General features: G+C 49.9%; 14 protein-coding genes, 1 tRNA gene, 3 rRNA genes, 1 pseudogene and 1 riboswitch. Of the genes and pseudogenes, 6 read left to right on the forward strand and 13 right to left on the reverse strand.

Annotation, left to right across the window (positions count from 1 at the left end; all coding sequences use genetic code 11):
- Positions 1 to 7: 7 nt before the first annotated feature.
- Entirely contained in the window at positions 8 to 1,522 is a 1,515-nt protein-coding gene (locus RI501_RS00230; RefSeq protein ID WP_313819806.1) for an MFS transporter, read from the reverse strand.
- A gap of 325 nt (positions 1,523 to 1,847) precedes the next feature.
- Between RI501_RS00230 and RI501_RS00235 the strand changes: the two genes are divergently transcribed.
- Both RI501_RS00235 and zwf read left to right on the forward strand, forming a co-directional pair.
- On the forward strand, positions 1,848 to 2,669 hold the full coding sequence (locus RI501_RS00235) for an aldo/keto reductase (RefSeq protein ID WP_313819807.1): 822 nt from the start codon (positions 1,848 to 1,850) through the stop codon (positions 2,667 to 2,669).
- A gap of 417 nt (positions 2,670 to 3,086) precedes the next feature.
- Positions 3,087 to 4,574, forward strand: coding sequence for a glucose-6-phosphate dehydrogenase (gene zwf / locus RI501_RS00240; protein WP_313819808.1), 1,488 nt, complete (start codon positions 3,087 to 3,089; stop codon positions 4,572 to 4,574).
- A gap of 98 nt (positions 4,575 to 4,672) precedes the next feature.
- Here zwf and RI501_RS00245 read toward each other — a convergent pair whose 3' ends face one another.
- From RI501_RS00245 to RI501_RS00255, 3 genes are all read right to left on the reverse strand, one after another.
- A complete protein-coding gene (locus RI501_RS00245) occupies positions 4,673 to 4,879 on the reverse strand; it encodes a tyrosine-protein phosphatase (RefSeq protein WP_313819809.1) in 207 nt (68 codons plus the stop codon).
- Positions 4,876 to 5,454 (reverse strand): tyrosine-protein phosphatase, encoded by a 579-nt coding sequence (locus RI501_RS00250; RefSeq protein WP_313819810.1) that lies wholly within the window; start codon positions 5,452 to 5,454, stop codon positions 4,876 to 4,878. Before RI501_RS00250 ends, RI501_RS00245 begins: the two co-directional genes overlap by 4 nt.
- A gap of 96 nt (positions 5,455 to 5,550) precedes the next feature.
- Positions 5,551 to 6,123, reverse strand: coding sequence for a GNAT family N-acetyltransferase (locus RI501_RS00255; RefSeq protein ID WP_313819811.1), 573 nt, complete (start codon positions 6,121 to 6,123; stop codon positions 5,551 to 5,553).
- 165 nt (positions 6,124 to 6,288) lie between these two features.
- Here RI501_RS00255 and RI501_RS00260 point away from each other — a divergent pair, with 165 nt between their 5' ends.
- On the forward strand, positions 6,289 to 7,071 hold the full coding sequence (locus tag RI501_RS00260) for a glucose 1-dehydrogenase (protein WP_313819812.1): 783 nt from the start codon (positions 6,289 to 6,291) through the stop codon (positions 7,069 to 7,071).
- Here the strand turns inward: RI501_RS00260 and RI501_RS00265 are convergent.
- Entirely contained in the window at positions 7,068 to 7,505 is a 438-nt protein-coding gene (locus RI501_RS00265) for a GNAT family N-acetyltransferase (RefSeq protein WP_313819813.1), read from the reverse strand. The two genes, RI501_RS00260 and RI501_RS00265, sit on opposite strands and share 4 nt — an antisense overlap.
- Before the next feature lie 86 nt (positions 7,506 to 7,591).
- Here RI501_RS00265 and RI501_RS00270 point away from each other — a divergent pair, with 86 nt between their 5' ends.
- Positions 7,592 to 8,062: a MarR family winged helix-turn-helix transcriptional regulator gene (locus RI501_RS00270; protein ID WP_313819814.1), complete on the forward strand. Its 471-nt coding sequence runs from the start codon at positions 7,592 to 7,594 to the stop codon at positions 8,060 to 8,062.
- A gap of 108 nt (positions 8,063 to 8,170) precedes the next feature.
- Entirely contained in the window at positions 8,171 to 9,613 is a 1,443-nt protein-coding gene (gene gndA, locus RI501_RS00275; protein WP_057804445.1) for an NADP-dependent phosphogluconate dehydrogenase, read from the forward strand.
- A gap of 120 nt (positions 9,614 to 9,733) precedes the next feature.
- On the opposite strand, the gene RI501_RS00280 is transcribed toward gndA, so the two are convergent.
- Positions 9,734 to 10,000: a hypothetical protein gene (locus RI501_RS00280; RefSeq protein ID WP_313819815.1), complete on the reverse strand. Its 267-nt coding sequence runs from the start codon at positions 9,998 to 10,000 to the stop codon at positions 9,734 to 9,736.
- 91 nt (positions 10,001 to 10,091) lie between these two features.
- On the reverse strand, positions 10,092 to 10,733 hold the full coding sequence (locus RI501_RS00285) for an SDR family oxidoreductase (RefSeq protein WP_313819816.1): 642 nt from the start codon (positions 10,731 to 10,733) through the stop codon (positions 10,092 to 10,094).
- 240 nt (positions 10,734 to 10,973) lie between these two features.
- Here RI501_RS00285 and RI501_RS00290 point away from each other — a divergent pair, with 240 nt between their 5' ends.
- The gene (locus RI501_RS00290; protein WP_313819817.1) at positions 10,974 to 11,321 is read left to right on the forward strand and encodes a hypothetical protein; all 348 of its coding nucleotides are present in this window, start codon (positions 10,974 to 10,976) and stop codon (positions 11,319 to 11,321) included.
- 154 nt (positions 11,322 to 11,475) lie between these two features.
- A riboswitch (M-box (ykoK) riboswitch) is annotated at positions 11,476 to 11,639 on the forward strand.
- Between the two features lie 730 nt (positions 11,640 to 12,369).
- Here RI501_RS00290 and RI501_RS00295 read toward each other — a convergent pair.
- From RI501_RS00295 to RI501_RS00320, 6 genes and pseudogenes are all read right to left on the reverse strand, one after another.
- The gene (locus tag RI501_RS00295; RefSeq protein WP_313819818.1) at positions 12,370 to 13,656 is read right to left on the reverse strand and encodes a cation:dicarboxylate symporter family transporter; all 1,287 of its coding nucleotides are present in this window, start codon (positions 13,654 to 13,656) and stop codon (positions 12,370 to 12,372) included.
- A 270-nt stretch (positions 13,657 to 13,926) separates the two neighbouring features.
- Positions 13,927 to 14,043 (reverse strand): 5S ribosomal RNA (gene rrf / locus RI501_RS00300).
- Positions 14,044 to 14,108: 65 nt separating this feature from the next.
- Positions 14,109 to 17,023: ribosomal RNA gene (locus tag RI501_RS00305) — 23S ribosomal RNA — on the reverse strand.
- Positions 17,024 to 17,238: 215 nt separating this feature from the next.
- Positions 17,239 to 18,803 (reverse strand): 16S ribosomal RNA (locus tag RI501_RS00310).
- Together the 16S, 23S and 5S rRNA genes form the textbook arrangement of a ribosomal RNA operon.
- Positions 18,804 to 19,330: 527 nt before the next feature.
- Positions 19,331 to 19,403: transfer RNA gene (locus RI501_RS00315), tRNA-Thr, on the reverse strand.
- A gap of 1,580 nt (positions 19,404 to 20,983) precedes the next feature.
- Positions 20,984 to 21,929, reverse strand: a pseudogene (locus RI501_RS00320) (RNA-guided endonuclease TnpB family protein).
- Between the last annotated feature and the right edge of the window lie 410 nt (positions 21,930 to 22,339).

The raw sequence follows: 22,339 nt of genomic DNA on the forward strand, positions 1-22,339 counted from the left end.
TACACGACTAGTGTTGGTCATCCGGCCAAACTCGTTGATAATCGACCCCCGTTAAGTCCTTAACGGTCTGGGCTACTTGCGGATCAACGTCTTCCTTCCGCCCGCCTTGGCGCAACCGTTCAATTTCATCGAGGACTACCGCGTGACTTTGTTTATTGAGCTTAAACGTCAAAGCCACTAACAAGGCCAACACAATGAGGCCCCCCGTCCCGAACAATAGGATATTGGCAATCGCGTGTTGGGCAGCCACGGGTTCGTGGGCGGCATTTTTAACGAAGCCACTGTTATCCAAGACAAACCCAACCGCGATAGTGGCGACAGCCACCGTCGATTTTCTGGTAAAGCTCATGACGGCCGCAAAAATCCCAGCTCGCCGACGCTTCGTCACGATTTCATCCAAATCCGGAATGAACGGAAAAACGTTCCAAGGGGTAAACTCAAGCGTTGCCCGCCCAATTTGATAGATTAAAGAAATAAAGAATAAGATCAGGATAACGTGGTTGGTGAGCCCCAGCTTAAAACAGAGATAATAGGCAATTAACATGGCGAGCATCAACCCATAACCCGTCGTGTATAGGAACTTAGGTCCAAACTTAACCATGGCAAAACCGGCTACAATCGTGACTAATAACCCAACTAAGGATAATGACAACAAGTTAGCGGCTACCGTGGCCGATAAACCTAAGCAATAGATACAAAAGTAGGCAAAGACCGTATTGACCGTATCCTTCCCCGTAAAGGAAAAGAGATAGATTAGCAAATGCTTGCGGAAACTCTTAATCCGTAACGTTGAACCATAGTCCTTCAGTAATCCCCAGAAGCGCTGACCTAAGCTGCCCCGGTTGACGGCATCCTTTTCTAATTCCGCCGCCATTTCTGGTGTGACTGGCTTTTCCCAGGTCACGGCATAACACATGTACACCCCGATGGCAAAGATGACCGCAAACATGGTCCCGTTCACCAGGAAAGGAATCGGGCTGTGCTGACCCAGGATGGCAAACAATTGTCCCGGAATGAACGTGGCGAGGAACGTAGCCCCAGCAGAGATAAACATCCGAGCTGAGGACAACTTCGTCCGCTCATTAAAATCATCCGTCATTTCGTTCGGTAACGTTTCGTAAGGAATCATCATGGCACTTGAGATCACCTCAAACACCATGTATGTCGTGAAGTAGTACCAATAATTCATACCGGCAATCCATAAGGTGATATAGAGCAACATTAGCGGTGACCCGATTAACAGGAAGAAGTGGCGCCGTCCGAAACGTTTCCCCAATTTATTCTTATAAAAATTATCGGTTAAACTCCCCATCAGCAAGCTACAGATGGCGTCCGCCACTCGAGCGGCCCCAATAATCGACGCCCCTTGAACGGCCGTCAGGTTACAGTACGAGGTATAGAAGAACAGCATCCAGGCCCCGATAATGGTCATGGATCCGCCACCGACGAAGTCAACAATTCCGTAACCAATGCCACGCCATACCGTAATCTTTCGTGGGGTATAAACCTTGTTATGACCCATTTTCTCGGCTCCTATCTAAAAGATTGAACTAGTTCATTAATTGAATTCTCATTAAGCATAAAATCAGAAAAAGCAAGCGTCAATGAAGCGCTTACACCAAAAAAATCATTAAAGTTAATCAACCTTAGCTGCCATAAGGGCTACCCCGCTTAATATATTTTTAATGGTCCGCGATAAATATGTAGATATGTTACAGTCAATGCGTAAATTCGTTATCCCTTAACTAAGGACATCAATCTAACTATCCCCAATACTTTGTGTCGCCGGTGCCAAAGTTCTAACATGAACACTGTTGAACTGTGTTTTCAAGAAAGGTGATCATTTCATGGAAAAAACGTTTACGTTTGATGCTGATTTAACGGTTAACCGCTTGGGCTACGGTACCATGCAGCTTCCCGGAGCGGGCGTCTGGGGACCGGCCGCTGATCCTCAGCACGCACCAGCAGTTATCGAAACGGCCATCGACACGGCCGATGCTTACGGCCCGTTATACGCCAACCGCTACCTGCGAACCGCGCTGCAGGCCCGGCCCAACGCCCACGTCATGGTGGCCACTAAAGTCGGGTTCACCCGCCAAGGTCCCGGCATCTGGACCCCACTGGGGGCACCACAGTATCTCAAGCAACAAGTTGAGTTAAACCTCTTCACGTTGGGACTCGACCACATCGACCTATTACAACTGCACCGGATCGACCCCGATTATCCGTTAGCCGTCCAATTGGGGGCTTTAAAGGACCTGCAAAAGGAAGGTAAGATTCGGCACGTGGGGTTGAGCCAAGTAACCGTCGACCAGCTCAAGGCCGCCGAACAGATCATGCCCATCGTTTCCGTGCAGAATCAATATAACCTGATCAACCGTAGTGACGAGGACCTGTTGAACTACGCCGAAGCCCACCACATCGCCTTCATTCCGTGGTACCCGTTGGCGACCGGGAAGCTGATCACCAACCCGACCCTGATCGCGATCGCGCAGAAGTACGACGCCTCACCGTCCCAAATTGCCTTGGCCTGGTTGTTAAAACGTTCCGACGTGATTCTGCCAATTCCGGGGACCAAGTCCAGTAATCATGAGCTGCAAAACCTTAAGGCCCGCGATATCACGTTAAGCGACGCCGATTTCGACGCCCTCAAAGCCCTCGCCAATTAACCAACGCATTTAAGGAAAGCCAATCGGTTTATTCCGGTCGACTTTTTTGTTACCCTTAATCTGGTAGCGATTACATCGGCCCGTTCCCGAAAGTCGTTTCCACGAAGGATTCTCGATTTAGTTTGCGTTTTCATGAAAACGCAAATATGATGTAAACGTTGATAAATGGGCATTGCAACCGGTTGTCAAAAATTAAAATTCTTGCTTTAAAAAGGTCGCTTTTCAGGAACAACTAGCGTATAATAACTTCCGAAGTGGTCTAGACATACTTTTGGTCTAGGCAAACTCGCGGTGACGAGTTGAACTTGCCCTTCTCGTTCATAACCGGCAGTAACACCCGTTTCTCAAAGTAGCATCTGAACGTATAACCAATTGGACCGACCGTCTGGATTTAAACATTTAAGGAGTGACTATCTCGTGGCAACTGAACGTACAGCTTTATTCTTGTTCTTCGGTGGTACCGGTGACTTAGCATACCGGAAACTTTACCCTAGTCTGTTTAACCTTTATCGGAAAGGTAACTTACGGACCCATTTCGCCGTCGTCGGGACTTCCCGGCAGGCAATGGATCACGAAAAATTCCGTGCAGCCGTTAAGAAGTCTTTAGCGGACAGCGGCAACCGGGTAGAATCTAAGGAAGCTAACGACTTTATTTCCCATTTCTACTACCAAGCACACGACGTGACCGACACCGCGCACTACGCCGTGGTCAAGGACTTGCTCGACAAGCTGGACAAGAAGTACAAGTTACAAGGCAACCGGATTTTCTACCTATCAATGGCACCTCAATTCTTCGGCACCATTGCCCAAGACCTGAAGACCCAGGGATTGATGTCCAGCAACAAGGATTCCTTCAACCGCCTGGTCATCGAAAAGCCATTCGGTCGGGATTACGATTCCGCCAAGCAGTTGAACGACGCCTTGAGCCAGTCCTTCGAAGAAAATCAAATCTTCCGGATCGACCACTACTTGGGTAAGGAAATGATCCAAAACATCGAAGCCTTACGTTTTGGTAACACCTTAGTTGAATCCTTGTGGAACAACCGGTACATCGATAACATCCAAGTCACGTTATCCGAAAAGCTCGGGGTCGAAGAACGGGCTTCCTACTATGATAATAGTGGGGCCTTGCGGGATATGGTCCAAAACCACATCATGCAAATCGTCAGCCTGTTAGCCATGGAACAACCAGTGGCCTTTACGGACACCGATATCCGGGCTGAAAAGGTGAAGGCTTTACGGAGTCTGCGGGTCTACAACGTGGCCGACGCGGCAACCAACTTTGTCCGGGGCCAATACGGGTCGATCAATGACCAACCCGATTACCGACACGAAGACAACGTGCCAAATGACTCCACGACCGAAACGTTCGTGGCCGGGAAGTTGTTATTCGACAACTACCGGTGGTCCGGCACCCCATTCTACGTGCGGACCGGGAAGATGCTCGCCGACAAGTTTACGCGGGTGGACGTGGTCTTCAAGCGTCCATTGGTCGACATCTTTGCCTTCCCACAAAGTCAATCCACGCCATTGGCCGCTAACGTGCTGACCATCTTCGTGGAACCACACGCCGGGTTCTCCCTGCAACTGAACGCCAAGACCAACGACGCCAGTTTCCAGACGGAACCGATCAAGTTGGACTACTTGGTTGACGCCGAAAAGTCCAAGGAAACGCCAGAACCTTACGAACGCCTGTTACACGACGTGATGAAGGGCGACGGGACCAACTTCTCCAGCTGGCCTGAAGTTTCCTACGCTTGGAAGTTCGTGGATCAAATTCGTCGGGTTTGGGACTTACAGGAACCAAACTTCCCGAACTACACGCCACACTCCATGGGCCCAGCTGCAGCCGAAGAACTAATCCAACGCGATCACCGCGAATGGATCTACCGCTTAAACCACTAATTTCAAAGTTTAACCACAGCGTCATCCCCCGGGGTGGCGCTTTTTTAATACAAAAAAACGACGGCCGGAAACGGTCGTCGTCAAACGCTGCATCAAAGTTATTTTTTCGCGGTTAAGTAGTTGGCGCGGATCGCCTTTTCTTGGGCCGGCGTAATCTTTAAGCCCTTGTGAATGTAATTTTCCATCGACCCGTACTGACTCTTCACGTCACTGAAGAATTGGTTCAGCAAGGCCGGCTTGGCCCAGGTCACACCCAGTTGCGTGTTGGATAGCAGGTAGTCGCGCTGAATGTCTTGACGACTCACACCCAAGATACTGTAGATGATGGCCGCGGCCGTCCCCGTCCGGTCCATCCGTGGGAACAGTGGAACAGTAGGCTGCCCTTCTTCTGGGTCGCCAATTGCGTCAACAACGCCCGGTAGCTGCGCTTAGCCGCGGACTTGAAGGCCATGTCATGGTACATCCCCGCGCCGTCATCATCGTAGTTGGACCGGGTGCCTAAGACCGAGGCCTGCATGTAGTTGACGCCCTCAATGAGTTGGTCGGGACTCTTCTTGATCTGGTCGGTCGTCCGTAAGTCCACGATTTCGCGTAGGTGCCAATCGTGTTGGAGCCTCAGCATGTCCACTTCGGTCAACTTATCCAACGAATCACTCCGCAAAATCCGACCGGTCTTGACGGTTTGCCCCGTCTTGGTCCGGTAACCGCCCATGTCCCGGGCGTTATGGGCACCTTGCAGGTGAATCACTGGCGTCTTCTTTACGGATACGGCGGGTTGTAACGCGGCATCCGTGGTGGTGGCGGCCATCACCGGGGTGGCTGCTCCACTAAACAAGGCTAATGCACATCCAGCACTTACCAATACTCGTTGCAAACGCATAATCAATTTTCCCCTTTCTTTTGCACCTGTAAGATTAACAGGGGTGTGTATCGAAAGGATGGGGAAATGGTATCGTTTGTGTAAACGTGTGTGAACTTATTGCATCGACGCAGCTGTAACCCGTTCCATCAACCGCAATGTGAGTCGGCCAATCTGTGGCATGGTCACGCGTCGCTCTTCGGCGAACCGAAAGCCGGCCGCCGTATAGAGCTTCTCGGCGGGCACGTTGCCCTTAATGGCGTCTAAATGTAACACGGTCTGCCCGTCCGCGTGTGCTTGCGCCAAGATGGCAGCCAGCATCTTGGTGGAAATGCCGCGGCCCCGGAAATGTGGGTGCACGGCATACAGGTGGAGGACCCCAATCTCGGCGTCCGTTGCCGGTAGCTGCCAGGCGGCGCCGCGATAATCAGGATCTTCCCCTGGTAATAAGGCCCCCACCGCGGCTAATTGTGCGTGAGCATAACCCAAGACCAACTTTCCCTGCCGGAGGTCGCGGCGCAAGATCTGTTCACTAGGGTTGATCCCCCACTGCCAGGCTGGGCCGTAGGGGGTGGTGGCAATGGCCGCACACACCTCGCGGTAAAATTGATAAATCGCCGGTAAATCGGCTGCTGTGGCACAGCGGACCTGCCAGACCGGCGGTGTCGCTGCGGCTAAATGACTCGTCATCTTACTTCACTCCTTTACCATGGTGCGACGATCTAACGTCGCTGAAATCCATTGGTAATTTTCCCCTAAAAGTTTTACGATGAGGGTAAGTTAACGCTACCATTACCAGTGTACTCAGCTGACGTGCACCGGCCTCGTAGACTACCGTTCAAGGGAGATTTTCGTATGTCAACATTACCAGAATTTTCAAGCAACTTCTTCCGGCTCGACCACAAAACCGCGATTGTGACCGGTGGCGCTTCCGGCTTAGGCTTCTATTATACCCAAGCGTTACTGCGTTCCGGTGCCCGCGTGTTAGTGGTCAGCCGAACCGATAAGAACTGGGACACCATCCGCTCGATGGACGACGTGGCTTCCGGTCAAGTCGCCTTTCTCAAGTGTGACCTGACCGCTCAGGGAGCCGCCCGTAAGATTGCGGAGACCGCCCAACAGCAATTCGACCACATCGACATCCTGGTCAACAACGCCGGGATGCAGTTGCGGAATAACTGGCGCGACTTCAAGGACGACGATTGGCGTAAGGTCTTAGACTTAAACCTTAACGCGTTGTACTACCTCTCCCACGAAGTTGCCCAGGTCATGGCCGATCAAGGTCACGGTAAAATCATCAACATTGGATCGATGCAGTCCTTTAGGGCCGGCAAGTTCATCTTCCCGTACACCGCCAGCAAGCACGCCGTGGTAGGGCTCACCAAGGCCTATGCCGACGCGCTAGCCGCCGATAACATTCAAGTCAACGCTATCGCTCCGGGCTACATCGACACCCCAATGACCAAGGCGCTCCAAAACGATCCGCAACGAAACCAAGAAATCCTCGCCCACATCCCCGCCGGTCACTGGGCCCAACCCCAAGAACTCATGGGAACGTTGGTCTTTCTCGCCAGCGACGCCTCGAACTACGTCACCGGGACCACCATCCCCGTAGACGGCGGCTACCTGTTGCGCTAAGCTCGCCGAACCATCTTGATGTGGGGCGTGTGGTTAAACAGGAAGGGGCGCCCTTCCGCCGCATAATCGAATTTTTCATAAAAGCCCTGTTTATCCACCTGGGCTTCGATCACCACCGGTTGGCCCGCAAAGTCGCGATCCAGTTCGGTGGTGATTTGTTGCATCAACAAGCGCCCCACACCCTGGCCGCGCACCTCGGGAACCGTCAAGACACGGCCAAAGGTGGCGTGATCGTGCTCGTGAAAGACCCGGGCATACGCCACTAAGTGCCCCTCCTGGTACCCCAGGATGTGGCGGGCGACCTGATCGATCGCATCAATCTCTTGGTAGACGCGGTGCTGGGCCACCACGAAGGTGCGGGTACGTTCATATGCAAGATCATAAAAAGCCGTCGTGGTCAGGTGTTTAAAGTCACTAATTTGCCAACTTATCATTTTTCTCTCGTCTCTTTCGTGTTATGATTGATGGCAAGTATGACATTATTTAATTGCAAATGCAACTACTTTTTGAGGAGATTAACATGCCAAATTCATTTCGCAGCATCGGGTTGATTGCGCGCGCCACGTCGAGCATGGGCAATCACCTCTTTAGCCACCAACACCTCCAAAATAACCAATTTCTCTACCTTCTCCACATCCTGGACTCGCCGGGCATTACCCAAGCCGAATTAGCAGCCCAGCTCCACGTGGATCCCTCGACCTGCCTGCGCACCGTTCGCAAGTTGATCACCGGGGGTTACCTGGTGCGTCAACCCGACCCCGCCGATAAGAAACGCAAGTGCCTGGTCCCCACCACTCAGGCTCAGGCCTTCTACCCCCAGCTCCAACACTACGAACAAACCCTCCTCACCCTGGGAACGGTTGACTTTTCCGCCGGTGAACGGTTAATGCTCGAAGAACTATTGGCCCGGGTCGCCACGAACATCGAACGCTTGCAAGCAGACCCCACACGGTTTCAGACCCCGTTTGAACGGCCCAAAGATGAAAATTAGTTACAATTTTCAAACAATAGGGTTAAAATAGTTCACTTTCAGATTGTGAGATGATACACTTAACCCTGTAAGGCCTGATTTAATTCTGAACATAAAGGAAGGTTACTAATGGCAGATCAAAAAGCAAACATTGGTGTTGTTGGTATGGCGGTCATGGGCAAGAACTTAGCCCTGAACATTGAAAGTCGCGGTTACACGGTTGGCATTTACAACCGTTCTGATTTCCGGACCAAGGACGTCATGAAGGATCACAGTGAAAAGAAGTTAATCCCGAGTTACTCGGTGGCCGACTTCGTGAAGTCACTGGAAACGCCACGGCGGATTTTATTGATGGTGAAGGCTGGTAAGCCAACCGATGCCGTTATCCAAGAACTCTTACCATTGCTGGACAAGGGTGATGTCTTAATCGATGGTGGGAACACGAACTTCCACGATACCATGGCTCGTAACGCTGAACTCGACAAGTCCGGGATCAACTTTATCGGCATGGGGGTATCCGGTGGTGAACTGGGTGCCTTACAAGGCCCATCATTAATGCCTGGTGGCCAAAAGGAAGCTTACGATTTGGTTGCACCTATCCTGGAACAAATCTCTGCTAAGGCCCCTCAAGACGGCAAGCCATGTGTTTCCTACATCGGCCCTAACGGTGCTGGTCACTACGTCAAGATGGTCCACAACGGGATCGAATACGGTGATGAAGAGCTGATCGACGAAAGCTACAACATCATGCGCAACGTTGCCGGCATTTCCGTTGACGAAATGGCTGACATCTTCAAGGAATGGAACAAGGGTGAACTGGACAGTTACTTGGTTGAAATCACCGCAGACATCCTGACTCGTAAGGATGACTTAGGCGACGACAAGAACTTACCAATCATCGATGCCATCCTGGACCGTGGGAACAACAAGGGGACTGGTAAGTGGAGTTCCGAAGATGCGTTGAACATCCAAGTCCCACAATCCGTCATTACCGAATCCGTTTACGCTCGTTACATCTCCATGATGAAGGACGAACGGGTTAAGGCATCCAAGGTCTTACCAGCTGCTGAAAAGCAAGGTAACGTTGACTTTGGTGACAAGACTGAATTTATCGAAAAGGTTCGTCAAGCCCTCTTCTTCAGTAAGTTGATGAGTTACGCCCAAGGGTTCGAACAACTCCGGGTTGCTTCCGAAACCTACGATTGGAACTTACAATTCGGTGAATTAGCACAAATCTGGCGTGGCGGTTGCATTATCCGGGCCCAATTCCTGCAAAACATCACCGATGCCTTCGACAAGGATCCTAAGTTGACCAACTTACTCTTTGATGACTACTTCAAGGACATCTCCAAGAAGTATCAACAATCCGTTCGTGACGTGGTTGCCTTGGCCGTTCAAGCTGGGATTCCTGTTCCTAGCTTCTCCGCTGCCATCACCTACTACGACAGTTTCCGGGCAGAAGTCTTACCTGCTAACTTGTTGCAAGCACAACGGGACTACTTCGGGGCACACACCTACGAACGTCGGGACCGTAAGGGTGACTTCCACTACTCATGGTACGAAGAACAATAAACCTTTAATACTAGTATCGAAAAAGACGTCCCTCGGGGCGTCTTTTTTATGGCTTAAACCTAAATTGACCAACCAAAAACGACCGGGACGTAAACACCGGTCGTTAGGGTTAGAGTTAATTTATTGGCGCGTCTGGCTACCCGCATGGGTGAGTCCACCCAGCTGTTCCGCTAACGCCAAGTGAATGGCGTGGAGATTTTCCCAGCGGTCGATTTCGGCAGCCAAGCCGGCCTGCCATTGCGCCTTTTCCCGACTCTTTTCAATGAACCGCTCCCAGTTGGCATCGGCGGTCAACTCATCGCTACTCTGGCGCCACTTGCACCATTCGTCTAAATGGTGGGCTAATTCGCGGGCTTGCGGTGGGGCTAACACTAAGTTATCAGTCATCGTAGGTGGCCTCCTTCAAGGTGTCGGGTTCAACTTATCTAGTTTATAAGTTTATTATAACAAAATCCATCCCGGTTCACCGGTCTGCTGCTCATAATTGGTCTAACACCTGCGCAATGGACTGATCCCCCTGCAGTAACGGGATGGTTTTACCCACGGTCCGTTCATCGTGCAACGCCGCCACCAAGAAAGCCGCAACATCCCCGCGCGGGACGCTCCCCACGGCAATGGGATCACTTTTGACCAGCCCTGTCGCCGGGTGGAAAGACAATGCCCCGGGCTCGACGATGGTGTACGCGAGCTGCGTCTGGTGAGTTAACCAGTGGTCCGCATAGAACTTCGCCGCATACAGAGCTTGTAGGGGCGCCGCCCACCGGTTGCGATCCTCCGCAAAGAGCATACTGATCATGAGAAAGCGACGTACCCCGGCAATTTCAGCGGCTTGCATGGTTTTGACCGCCCCGTCTAGGTCGATCAGCAGGGTCATGTCGTCCTTGGTGCGACTCCCCGATCCCGCCGCAAAGATCAGGGCATCAATCCCCAACAAGCGACTGGCTAAGGTTTCCGGCTTGGCTAACAAATCAAAATCGCAAACTTTGACGCCTAAGTCTTCCCAATCCTCATTGTCCTCTCCCGGCCGTAACCCGGCAATGGGGGTATCCCCCCGGGCTAAAAGTTGTTGTACCACTAAGCGACCAATCTGACCGTTGGCCCCCACCACAAACACCTGCATCGCGCTAAGCTCCCTTCTGCTGTTTACCGGTCTTATTATACACTAGCCCCCCTATTCTGGTGGAGATTCGCTAAAATCCCCGTTAACGGGCGTTTTCAAGCGGGTATCTTGGTTGCTTGAACCACCAAATCACAAGAATTCGAGAATCGAGCCTTTACCGGTCGCTAAAAAGTGCCATAATAGAAAAGGGTGTGGTTGCTGGCCAACCACTGTCGCGATAACTTAAAGGAGGTCCCGAGTTTGTCAGACTCAGTATTAACAATTACCGACTTGGACGAAAACGCCCAACAAACGGCTTTAACCGATTTTGCGCACTTTTACATTGCGCATTTTAAGCAAAATGACCTGGAGATTTTATCTCAATACCGGGTTGATTATTCCATGAACGATATCAACCGATATCTCTTCGAAAACCGCTACTTCTCCCCGGCAGAATTGATCGCCGGTGTCTTGAAGTACAAGCGGCCCCTCTTCTTGAACATCTTAAAGACGGTCAAGGTGGCGTATAACGCGAACGGGTCGCTCAAGGACACCACTTGGGAAGGCTGGTACCACCAAAACTACGCGCAAATTGAACAAGGCATTTAAGTTTTTAGATAACCGATGGGCCCCGCTCATCGGTTTTTTTAGTAGCTTCCACTTTGCTGTGTCGACTATAACAATTTTCATAGGAAATTCTTTGAAAAAATGCGTTGTCCTTGCACTCCGGAAAAAATTCGGGTAGACTAACTTTGTAAGATAAATTAGAAGCTGTTAGGTGAGGCTCCTATATGGAAAATGCTACTGCTCAGAAACGTCGAGAAACGCCAATGAGTCAGCTGTTCAGGTCAACATAAGGCCTGATCTAATGTAGCTGTTGAACAAACTACGCCGTATAGTGCTAAAACTCAACGACTAGCTGATTTTGTTCACATGCTATTTGATGTGCGCGCGGCTAGTTAGTGGAGCCGGGCGCTTTTAATTTGGACCTAAACATTTACGGGAGGTGATGAACATGACGACATTAACAGATGACCCTGGAGCGTGTCACTCTCTGGTGGGAAAGATAGCGTTGGTTCATCCCTCTTGGTTGACGCTTTGAGGAGCAACCCGTGACACTAGCTTTCCCGGTCCGGACACCGTAGCTTGATGCGGTGAATTCGGCCTTAGATTTTAGAAGCGATCCGTTAGTCCGCCGTTAACTCAGATGCCGTTGGTGTTAGACCCAACATTTCCGTATCTGACCTTCTCGTACTCGTTTGGGGACTAACCGGTTGAAGCCATTTAATCGATAACGCAAGCTAGAGTTACGTTGTTTTTCCGGCCCTGCCCCGCTATGATGCACTGACGTGTGAGCTTGGGTAGGCTGCTTCACCACTGGGGGAACCCTATGGGGGGAAAGCGTTAAGTAACTGACGCCGTTTCTACTATTTTGGTGTTTTAAAGTCTGTCGTCGAACCCTTGACCAAACCGCCACAGACGGTTATTCACACGAATAAGGCGCTTACCCATGGGCTGATGGGAATCACCCCGCAAGTGGCCACCTTAACCGGGTGAATGAGCTGGTCAGGTTTAGTAAATACGCTGAAGTCAAAAAAGACCTCGTCACGACCACTACCGGTCATGACGAGGTCTTTTAGTTTACCCTTAATCACGGTTAGGCTTTCTTCCCCGCTCGCATATTGGCGAGATAAGCCTGACTCTTTTCTTCGCTAAATTCATGTTCGGACTTACCAATGACCACCGTGGCCAGGGAGTTCCCCACCACGTTAACGGCGGTCCGCCCCATGTCGACTAACCGGTCAATCCCGGCGATAAAGGTTAACCCACTCATAGGGACCCCAATCGTCGAAACCGTCGCAAGTAAGACCACGAAGGACGCACCGGGAACCCCGGCCATCCCCTTACTAGTGATCATCAGGACCACTAACAGGGTAATCTGCTGGCCTAAGCTCAAGTGGATGTGGTAGGCCTGAGCCAGGAATAAGGCCGCTAGCGATTGATAAATGGCCGACCCGTCCAGGTTGAAGGTGTAGCCGGTTGGAATCACAAAGGAAACAATCCCCTGACTGACCCCGAACTTATCCATCTTATCAATTAACCGCGGTAACGTGGCTTCGGAACTGGCCGTGGAGAAAGCCAGGATGGCTTCATCCTTAATCACCGTCAGCAGGTCCCACAGACGAAAACCGAAGAGCCGGGCAACTAGGCCCATGAAGACCAGGATGAAGATCGCCATGGTGGCGTACGCCAAGATGATGAAGTAGCCCAGGGGAGCTAACGCGGAGAGCCCCATTTGGGCAATGGTGACCCCAATCAGGGCACAAACCCCGATGGGCGCGGTATGCATCACCCAGTTCGTGACGCGGAACATGACTTGCGAAACGGCATCTAGGAAATCAATAATGATTTTCCCCTGCTTGCCGATGGCCGCGGTCCCCAACCCGAAGAAGACGGAGAAGAAGATGACGGGCATCATATCGCCTTCACTCAAGGATTTGAAGAAGTTGGTGGGAATAATGCCCATGAGGGTTGCCCAGATTCCCGTATTCTTGGCTGATTTGGCCGTAGAGACGTATTGACTGATATCCGTGCTATGTAGTTGGTGAATGTCAATAAACGACCCAGGATGGAAGACATTCCCGACTAACAGCCCGAGGGCAATCGCAATCGTCGTCATAATTTCAAAGTAGATCAGCGTCTTCCCGCCGACCCGACCTAACTGCTTAATGTCACCCATGTTGGCAATCCCCACGGTTAAACAGGAAACCACGATTGGTAAGACGATCATTTGGATCAGGCCAATGAACATGTTCCCGATGTTCTGCATGGCGGTAATGGCCATTTTGTTCTGGTAGAAAATGACTCCTAAAACAATTCCTAAGACTAACCCAATTAAAATTTGCCAGCCTAAACTAAGCCGGTAACTTCGGTATCTCTTCATTATCTTCACCCATTCTCTCATAGTCTAATCGTTTTTTCAGAATTCTGCTCACCTCATAATGATAGCACAAGCCCGAAAAAACGACGCACTTCACTGGGACAAAACTTGAAATTATTGAGTTTAAGTTAACCAATAACCCGTTGTGGGGAGACCGGATCGAGCGCGTCCCCGCGCAGATTAGCGGACCTTAAACGGGGCATCACCGCCGTTAGTTAGAATTTTAACCATTGTACAAAAAAAGGAACTCAATCGAATTGAGTTCCTGACATTGCGTGGCAACGTCCTATCCTTGCAGGGGGCGATCCCCCAACTACTATCGGCGTGCTGAAGCTTAACTTCTGTGTTCGGCATGGGAACAGGTGTATCCTTCAGGCTATCGCCACCATACTATTGAGAGCTTATTCTCTCAAAACTAGATATTACCAGCTTATTTTCTTTGAGAACACCATTACTTGGTTAAGTCCTCGACCGATTAGTATTGGTCCGCTGCACACCTCACGGTGCTGCCACTTCCAACCTATCTACCTGATCATCTCTCAGGGGTCTTACTTCCATAAAGGAATGGGAAATCTCATCTTGAGGCGAGTTTCACACTTAGATGCTTTCAGCGTTTATCTCATCCATACATAGCTACCCAGCGATGCGCCTGGCGGCACAACTGGTACACCAGAGGTATGTCCATCCCGGTCCTCTCGTACTAAGGACAGCTCCTCTCAAATTTCCTACGCCCGCGACGGATAGGGACCGAACTGTCTCACGACGTTCTGAACCCAGCTCGCGTACCGCTTTAATGGGCGAACAGCCCAACCCTTGGGACCGACTACAGCCCCAGGATGCGATGAGCCGACATCGAGGTGCCAAACCTCCCCGTCGATGTGGACTCTTGGGGGAGATAAGCCTGTTATCCCCAGGGTAGCTTTTATCCGTTGAGCGATGGCCCTTCCATACGGTACCACCGGATCACTAAGCCCGACTTTCGTCCCTGCTCGACCTGTCTGTCTCGCAGTCAAGCTCCCTTCTGCCTTTACACTCGTCGAATGATTTCCAACCATTCTGAGGGAACCTTTGGGCGCCTCCGTTACTTTTTAGGAGGCGACCGCCCCAGTCAAACTGCCCACCTGACACTGTCTCCCGCCACGATAAGTGGCGCGGGTTAGAGTGTTCACACAGCGAGGGTCGTATCCCACCAACGCCTCCATCGAAACTAGCGTTCCGATATCTACGGCTCCGACCTATCCTGTACAAGCTGTGTCAACACCCAATATCAAGCTACAGTAAAGCTCCATGGGGTCTTTCCGTCCTGTCGCGGGTAACCTGCATCTTCACAGGTAATATAATTTCACCGAGTCTCTCGTTGAGACAGTGCCCAGATCGTTACGCCTTTCGTGCGGGTCGGAACTTACCCGACAAGGAATTTCGCTACCTTAGGACCGTTATAGTTACGGCCGCCGTTTACTGGGGCTTCATTTCTGGGCTTCGCCGAAGCTAACTCATCCACTTAACCTTCCAGCACCGGGCAGGCGTCAGCCCCTATACTTCATCTTACGATTTTGCAGAAACCTGTGTTTTTGATAAACAGTCGCCTGGGCCTTTTCACTGCGGCTACACTTGCGTGTAGCACCCCTTCTCCCGAAGTTACGGGGTCATTTTGCCGAGTTCCTTAACGAGAGTTCACTCGCTCACCTTAGGATACTCTCCTCGACTACCTGTGTCGGTTTGCGGTACGGGTAATTAATATCTAACTAGAAGCTTTTCTCGGCAGTGTGACATGGAGCACTTCCCTACTAAAATTCGGTCCTCATCACGCCTTGTCCTTAGCGATAAGCATTTGACTCATCACCAGACTTGACGCTTGAACGCACATTTCCAATCGTGCGCTTGCTTTAGCCTCCTGCGTCCCTCCATCGTTCAAACAATATTAACTAGTACAGGAATATCAACCTGTTATCCATCGCTTACGCCTTACGGCCTCAGCTTAGGTCCCGACTAACCCTGGGAGGACGAGCCTTCCCCAGGAAACCTTAGTCATTCGGTGGATCAGATTCTCACTGATCTTTCGCTACTCATACCGGCATTCTCACTTCTAAGCGCTCCACTAGTCCTTGCGATCTAGCTTCGTCGCCCTTAGAACGCTCTCCTATCACGCGACATAGTCGCGTCCACAATTTCGGTAATGTGCTTAGCCCCGGTATATTTTCGGCGCAGAGTCACTCGGCTAGTGAGCTATTACGCACTCTTTAAATGGTGGCTGCTTCTGAGCCAACATCCTAGCTGTCTATGCAATTCCACATCCTTTTCCACTTAGCACATATTTAGGGACCTTAATTGGTGGTCTGGGCTGTTCCCCTTTCGACGGTGGATCTTATCACTCATCGTCTGACTCCCGGATATAAATCTGTGGCATTCGGAGTTTATCTGAATTCAGTAACCCATGACGGGCCCCTAGTCCAAACAGTGGCTCTACCTCCACGATTCTAAATCCGAGGCTAACCCTAAAGCTATTTCGGAGAGAACCAGCTATCTCCAAGTTCGTTTGGAATTTCACCGCTACCCACACCTCATCCCAGCATTTTTCAACATACACGGGTTCGGTCCTCCAGTGCGCTTTACCGCACCTTCAACCTGGACATGGGTAGGTCACCTGGTTTCGGGTCTACGTCAACTTACTGAAACGCCCGTTTCAGACTCGCTTTCGCTACGGCTCCGGTCTTAACACCTTAACCTTGCAAATTAACGTAACTCGCCGGTTCATTCTACAAAAGGCACGCTATCACCCATTAACGGGCTCTAACTAATTGTAGGCACATGGTTTCAGGAACTATTTCACTCCCCTTCCGGGGTGCTTTTCACCTTTCCCTCACGGTACTGGTTCACTATCGGTCACTAGGGAGTATTTAGCCTTGGGAGATGGTCCTCCCGGATTCCGACCAGGTTTCACGTGTCTGGCCGTACTCAGGATCCTGAACTGAGAGTTAACGATTTCACCTACGGGGGTATCACCCGCTCTGCCACACCTTCCCAGATGTTTCGGTTATCCTTAACTTTGGTAACTCAAATGTTCAGTCCTACAACCCCACCGAGCAAGCTCGATGGTTTGGGCTGTTCCCCGTTCGCTCGCCGCTACTTAGGGAATCGATTTTTCTTTCTCTTCCTGTGGGTACTTAGATGTTTCAGTTCCCCACGTCTGCCTCAACTTGAGTATGTATTCGTCAAGTTGTAATCATCGGTAAAGATGATTGGGTTTCCCCATTCGGAAATCTCCGGATCAAAGCTTACGTACAGCTCCCCGAAGCATATCGGTGTTAGTCCCGTCCTTCATCGGCTCCTAGTACCAAGGCATTCACCATGCGCCCTTCATAACTTAACCTAACGGTCACTTCGTGACCGCTGATTAATTGAGTATTAGCGAATAAACTAATTAAAAAACTCAAAATAAACGCGGTGTTCTCGGTTTAATTATCTTTAATAATTAAAGGAAAATAATTGATAATATCTAGTTTTCAAAGAACAAGTTTGAGGGTAGACCCCTCAAAACTGACCATTGTTTCGACAAAGTATGTGTAGCCTCCGTATATTCCTTAGAAAGGAGGTGATCCAGCCGCAGGTTCTCCTACGGCTACCTTGTTACGACTTCACCCTAATCATCTGTCCCACCTTAGACGGCTGGCTCCCGAAGGTTACCCCACCGGCTTTGGGTGTTACAAACTCTCATGGTGTGACGGGCGGTGTGTACAAGGCCCGGGAACGTATTCACCGCGGCATGCTGATCCGCGATTACTAGCGATTCCAACTTCATGTAGGCGAGTTGCAGCCTACAATCCGAACTGAGAACGGCTTTAAGAGATTAGCTTGGCCTCACGACTTCGCAACTCGTTGTACCGTCCATTGTAGCACGTGTGTAGCCCAGGTCATAAGGGGCATGATGATTTGACGTCATCCCCACCTTCCTCCGGTTTGTCACCGGCAGTCTCACCAGAGTGCCCAACTGAATGCTGGCAACTGATAATAAGGGTTGCGCTCGTTGCGGGACTTAACCCAACATCTCACGACACGAGCTGACGACAACCATGCACCACCTGTCATTCTGTCCCCGAAGGGAACGTCTTATCTCTAAGATTGGCAGAAGATGTCAAGACCTGGTAAGGTTCTTCGCGTAGCTTCGAATTAAACCACATGCTCCACCGCTTGTGCGGGCCCCCGTCAATTCCTTTGAGTTTCAACCTTGCGGTCGTACTCCCCAGGCGGAGTGCTTAATGCGTTAGCTGCAGCACTGAAGGGCGGAAACCCTCCAACACTTAGCACTCATCGTTTACGGCATGGACTACCAGGGTATCTAATCCTGTTCGCTACCCATGCTTTCGAGCCTCAGCGTCAGTTACAGACTAGACAGCCGCCTTCGCCACTGGTGTTCTTCCATATATCTACGCATTCCACCGCTACACATGGAGTTCCACTGTCCTCTTCTGCACTCAAGTTACCCAGTTTCCGATGCACTTCTTCGGTTAAGCCGAAGGCTTTCACATCAGACTTAAGTAACCGCCTGCGCTCGCTTTACGCCCAATAAATCCGGACAACGCTTGCCACCTACGTATTACCGCGGCTGCTGGCACGTAGTTAGCCGTGGCTTTCTGGTTGAATACCGTCACGATGTCAACAGTTACTCTGACACCCGTTCTTCTTCAACAACAGAGTTTTACGAGCCGAAACCCTTCTTCACTCACGCGGCATTGCTCCATCAGACTTTCGTCCATTGTGGAAGATTCCCTACTGCTGCTCCCGTAGGAGTCTGGGCCGTGTCTCAGTCCCAATGTGGCCGATTACCCTCTCAGGTCGGCTACGCATCATCGCCTTGGTGGGCCTTTACCTCACCAACTAGCTAATGCGCCGCGGAACCATCCAGAAGTGATAGCCGAAGCCACCTTTCAAACAAAAACCATGCGGTTTTTGTTGTTATACGGTATTAGCACCTGTTTCCAAGTGTTATCCCCTGCTTCTGGGCAGGTTTTCCACGTGTTACTCACCAGTTCGCCACTCGTTCCAATGTTGAAATCAGTGCAAGCACGTCAATCAACGGGAACTCGTTCGACTTGCATGTATTAGGCATGCCGCCAGCGTTCGTCCTGAGCCAGGATCAAACTCTCATCTTAAAAGATGATAAGCTCGAATAGCTCATCGATTGTTGTTACATTTTTAAAGCGAATTGACTTCGCAAATATTGTTTGGGTTTGAACCTAAGTTCAAACCGCCCTACACATATTTGGTTTGTCGAAACAATGTTCAGTTTTCAAAGGTCTACCAAATTGTCTTTCGTAACAGACAACTTAATTATCATAACATTTAGAAGTTATGATGTCAACAACTTATTTTAATTAATTAATTTCAATCAATTAATTGCGTCGCTGCTGTGCCATCGCTGTTCGACAGCTTAATTAATATACCATGAGCGCTTAGGAACTGTCAACGGAATTTTTGAATTTATTTTCACCGTCACCAAATTGGGCGTCCTCAACGGGGAAACGGGCTTCCGGTGGACGCTTTTCCGCTGCTGAAGCCATCGAGAATTCTCCCCCTCTATTGCTTCCCTATGCCCTTATACAAACTCAGTACTGCTAGCCTGCCACACGACATCGCTCATCAAAAAAGCCCGGTGACATTTCCACCGAGCCAGTAGCTAAGCCACTTATTGGATTTGAACCAACGACCTCTTCCTTACCATGGAAACGCTCTACCTTCTGAGCTAAAGTGGCATTTCCCTCTATTATTACTGAAAACCGACGCTCTGACAATAGGGCTCCCGGAGAAACTCGTTTTTTGTCGTTAATTTATACTGATCTATTCCCCAAACTTAGGATCTAATCTATAACCGCACTCCGCTCGCCGACGCCTACTAATAACTGCAGGGTTAGAAGGACAAACAGACCTACCCGCTGATCACCTGCCCGCCCAGTTCCTCAGTAATTCTTGGTGAGCGTCTCAGACCCCGGTTTAACTCAGCATCTCCAAGTAGGCCGCTAAAGTTAGCCGTGAGCCGGACCTTACCAGCAGACTAGCTCCACTACCTGGGCTGATCGCCTAGTGGAAAGTCGGCACTAGACCAACCGCTACGATTCTCCCGATTAGCTGATTCCCTGATTTAAAGATGCCGCACTGTCCCCAGACAGTAACCGCATCTCCTAGGTTAGTTCTGTTATCTAAGCGGCCCCGGTAGCAAGAGACGAGCAAAAGGACTTAAGCTCTTACTATGGTATCAACCAGAATAATTAGTTCCGTCGAGCACGGAACCACTAGGTCTCGCATTAGTATACTTCCGGCCAGTACCCTTACCACCACTTAAGGAGCCATCCGATTGAAATGAAGCTAACGCAAACGCATTTTTATTTTCCCGTTATCGGTTAATGCTGACGCTCCAGCGCCAACACCTCCTAGCATTACCAGGATTGAGGCTAACCATTTGCGCGGTTTAGCTATTTTATTTCCCCCAATTAACCCGACTCACTTGTTTCGATCGAACATGTTGATGCTAGTATCGGAATTGAAACCGGTAGATTTGACTGCTGGCGGTCAATGAATTATTTTTACACTTCCTGTATTTAGTCTATGAGGAATCCCCATAGACGCAAAACAAGAAGTGAGGTAGACGTTTAGACAAAAAAGCCCAAAAGGACTTTCCTGTGCAAGAAACGAACTTACCCCATTTCATTTCAACCATTCTTATTTTCAGCTACGGCCTTGTTAACTAATAGGAACTTGGACTGCCAGTTATACAAAGTTGCTTGTTCTGAAAAATTAGCAGTCTCCCAAGCGCTTGAAATTGAGCTAACTAAGTTTGGACCTAATCCTTGTGACGGTTTAAATCCCTTATGTAGTAAATCCACTAATTTTTGTCGTTGTTAGAACTAAAGTAGACGCCCCAGCATCCCAAATTATTCGTGAAGTTTTCCGAATTAGAATACATGCCGGGCATCACCACAGCAACATGCTTTTGATGACAAATCTCGCCAACAAACTTATGACCGTTTGACAAAGTTCCGATAAAGTCAAAGGCAGATAATCCCGGGGGCATACAACTTAGCCCCCTTAGTCAAGATCAAATAACCCTTAGCATAGTCAGCGGTCCTGAACCTTTCTTGCCCGGTTCAATAATATAGTTATATATTTCTGCGGATGGTCCTTTTGCATATCTGCTGCCATCTTTTGCATTTCGGCAGATTTGTAACTACCCGGCCGTAAACGACCGAACTTCTGGGAACGTTAAGGAGTGTTTAGGTTGTTATGGCGGTATTCCGAGTACCTAACTCACAGAGCTCAACCATCTTACCAAGAGACTTTATTGGGCCGTTTTTAGACCTCTATGTAGGATATTAATAGCCGCATTGACATCACGATCATGATGCGTCCCACAGTGGGGACAAGTCCATTCGCGAATTTCGAGCGGCTTCTGACCACTTTGAAACCCACAGCTGGCATTGGCAGTTGACTTAGCCAAGTGATGATTGTGCATTAGATTCTTGACTTTTAAATCCTCAATCACAATCACGTCGTAGGCTTTGACCAACTGGATCGTCAGTTTGTTCAAGTAGTCTTTACGCCGATTAGCGAGTTTACGCTGGTAACGCGCTTTGCTTTGCCTAGCTCGCTGCCAGTTTTTATAGTCATTGAGTTCCAACTCAATCAAGTGATTTTTATCATGGTTCCACTGAATCACGTTGACCTTGGTTTGATGTTTGCACTGATTGAACTTCCGTTACCACTTAATCCCTTGTTCTTCTTCCCAGAGCGCTTGAAATTTAGGATATTTCTGGCCATAAGAGACAATCGCCAGATCAGCTACGACCAAGTCAATACCCACTTGAACCCCGGTTTTAGGTAGTAGCTTAGGCTCCAGAAATTCAACTTGTAAACTCAAATAGTAACGTCCCGTAACGTCATGGCTAACTGTATAGCGCTTAACGAGGCCGTTGATCAGCCGACCCGTCTTGCTGGTCTTGACACTACCGAGTTTTGGTAATTTAACTCGGTGCTTAGCCATAACTGGTTGCGAACTAGCAGAAAAACGGTCGGTATATGCCTGCTTAGCTGATCGCCGCGATTTAAAGCGTGGTTGACCACCACGATGCTTAAACAACGATGAGGCGGCTGCTTGGATTATTTTTATACCGGGCCTTGGCCATCACTAACATTTGATTCCAAACAAAGCGATTATTGCCAAACTGCCATAGCTGGCCTTCTTGAGTGCGGGTTGGGTACAGTCGAAGTTTGATGCCGCTCAACATCGAATCATCACCTTTCACGGAGCCTATCTCAGAGTTGTTCAAGTAACTGTTCCGATATTAGTATACGTCCGCTTTACTAGTAATACGATTTACAGGTACCCGAAAAGGTTAAGGCGATTCATCACATCTTTAAAGAACGTGTCTCCTCGCCCAAATATCAATAAGCCGACCTTAGCGGGCCAAGAACGGCGAAACAGCCCGTCAATAATGCCTTGCCGCGATGATTGCAATGAAACCCAAGCATCCTCACGTGCCAACCAAGATTCGATCTTTTCGGCTGTTCATCTACGTTTCACCTTGCTCCGCACCAAGAAACCAGCGTGAGCTTAGCTGCCTTAGTCGTACCACGTAAGGCTTGTGGTTGAGAACGGTTAACTGGCGGTTTCCGCAAAAACCAAGTTATACTTGCT

It is taken from the genome of Levilactobacillus zymae, assembly GCF_032190635.1.
Classification (GTDB): domain Bacteria; phylum Bacillota; class Bacilli; order Lactobacillales; family Lactobacillaceae; genus Levilactobacillus; species Levilactobacillus zymae_A.

Coding starts and splice junctions, on each gene's coding strand:
- RI501_RS00230 (WP_313819806.1), bottom strand. CDS start 1,522: ATGGGTCATAACAAGGTTTATACCCCACGAAAGATTACGGTATGGCGT.
- RI501_RS00235 (WP_313819807.1), top strand. CDS start 1,848: ATGGAAAAAACGTTTACGTTTGATGCTGATTTAACGGTTAACCGCTTG.
- RI501_RS00250 (WP_313819810.1), bottom strand. CDS start 5,454: ATGCGTTTGCAACGAGTATTGGTAAGTGCTGGATGTGCATTAGCCTTG.
- RI501_RS00255 (WP_313819811.1), bottom strand. CDS start 6,123: ATGACGAGTCATTTAGCCGCAGCGACACCGCCGGTCTGGCAGGTCCGC.
- RI501_RS00260 (WP_313819812.1), top strand. CDS start 6,289: ATGTCAACATTACCAGAATTTTCAAGCAACTTCTTCCGGCTCGACCAC.
- RI501_RS00265 (WP_313819813.1), bottom strand. CDS start 7,505: ATGATAAGTTGGCAAATTAGTGACTTTAAACACCTGACCACGACGGCT.
- RI501_RS00270 (WP_313819814.1), top strand. CDS start 7,592: ATGCCAAATTCATTTCGCAGCATCGGGTTGATTGCGCGCGCCACGTCG.
- gndA (WP_057804445.1), top strand. CDS start 8,171: ATGGCAGATCAAAAAGCAAACATTGGTGTTGTTGGTATGGCGGTCATG.
- RI501_RS00280 (WP_313819815.1), bottom strand. CDS start 10,000: ATGACTGATAACTTAGTGTTAGCCCCACCGCAAGCCCGCGAATTAGCC.
- RI501_RS00285 (WP_313819816.1), bottom strand. CDS start 10,733: ATGCAGGTGTTTGTGGTGGGGGCCAACGGTCAGATTGGTCGCTTAGTG.
- RI501_RS00295 (WP_313819818.1), bottom strand. CDS start 13,656: ATGAAGAGATACCGAAGTTACCGGCTTAGTTTAGGCTGGCAAATTTTA.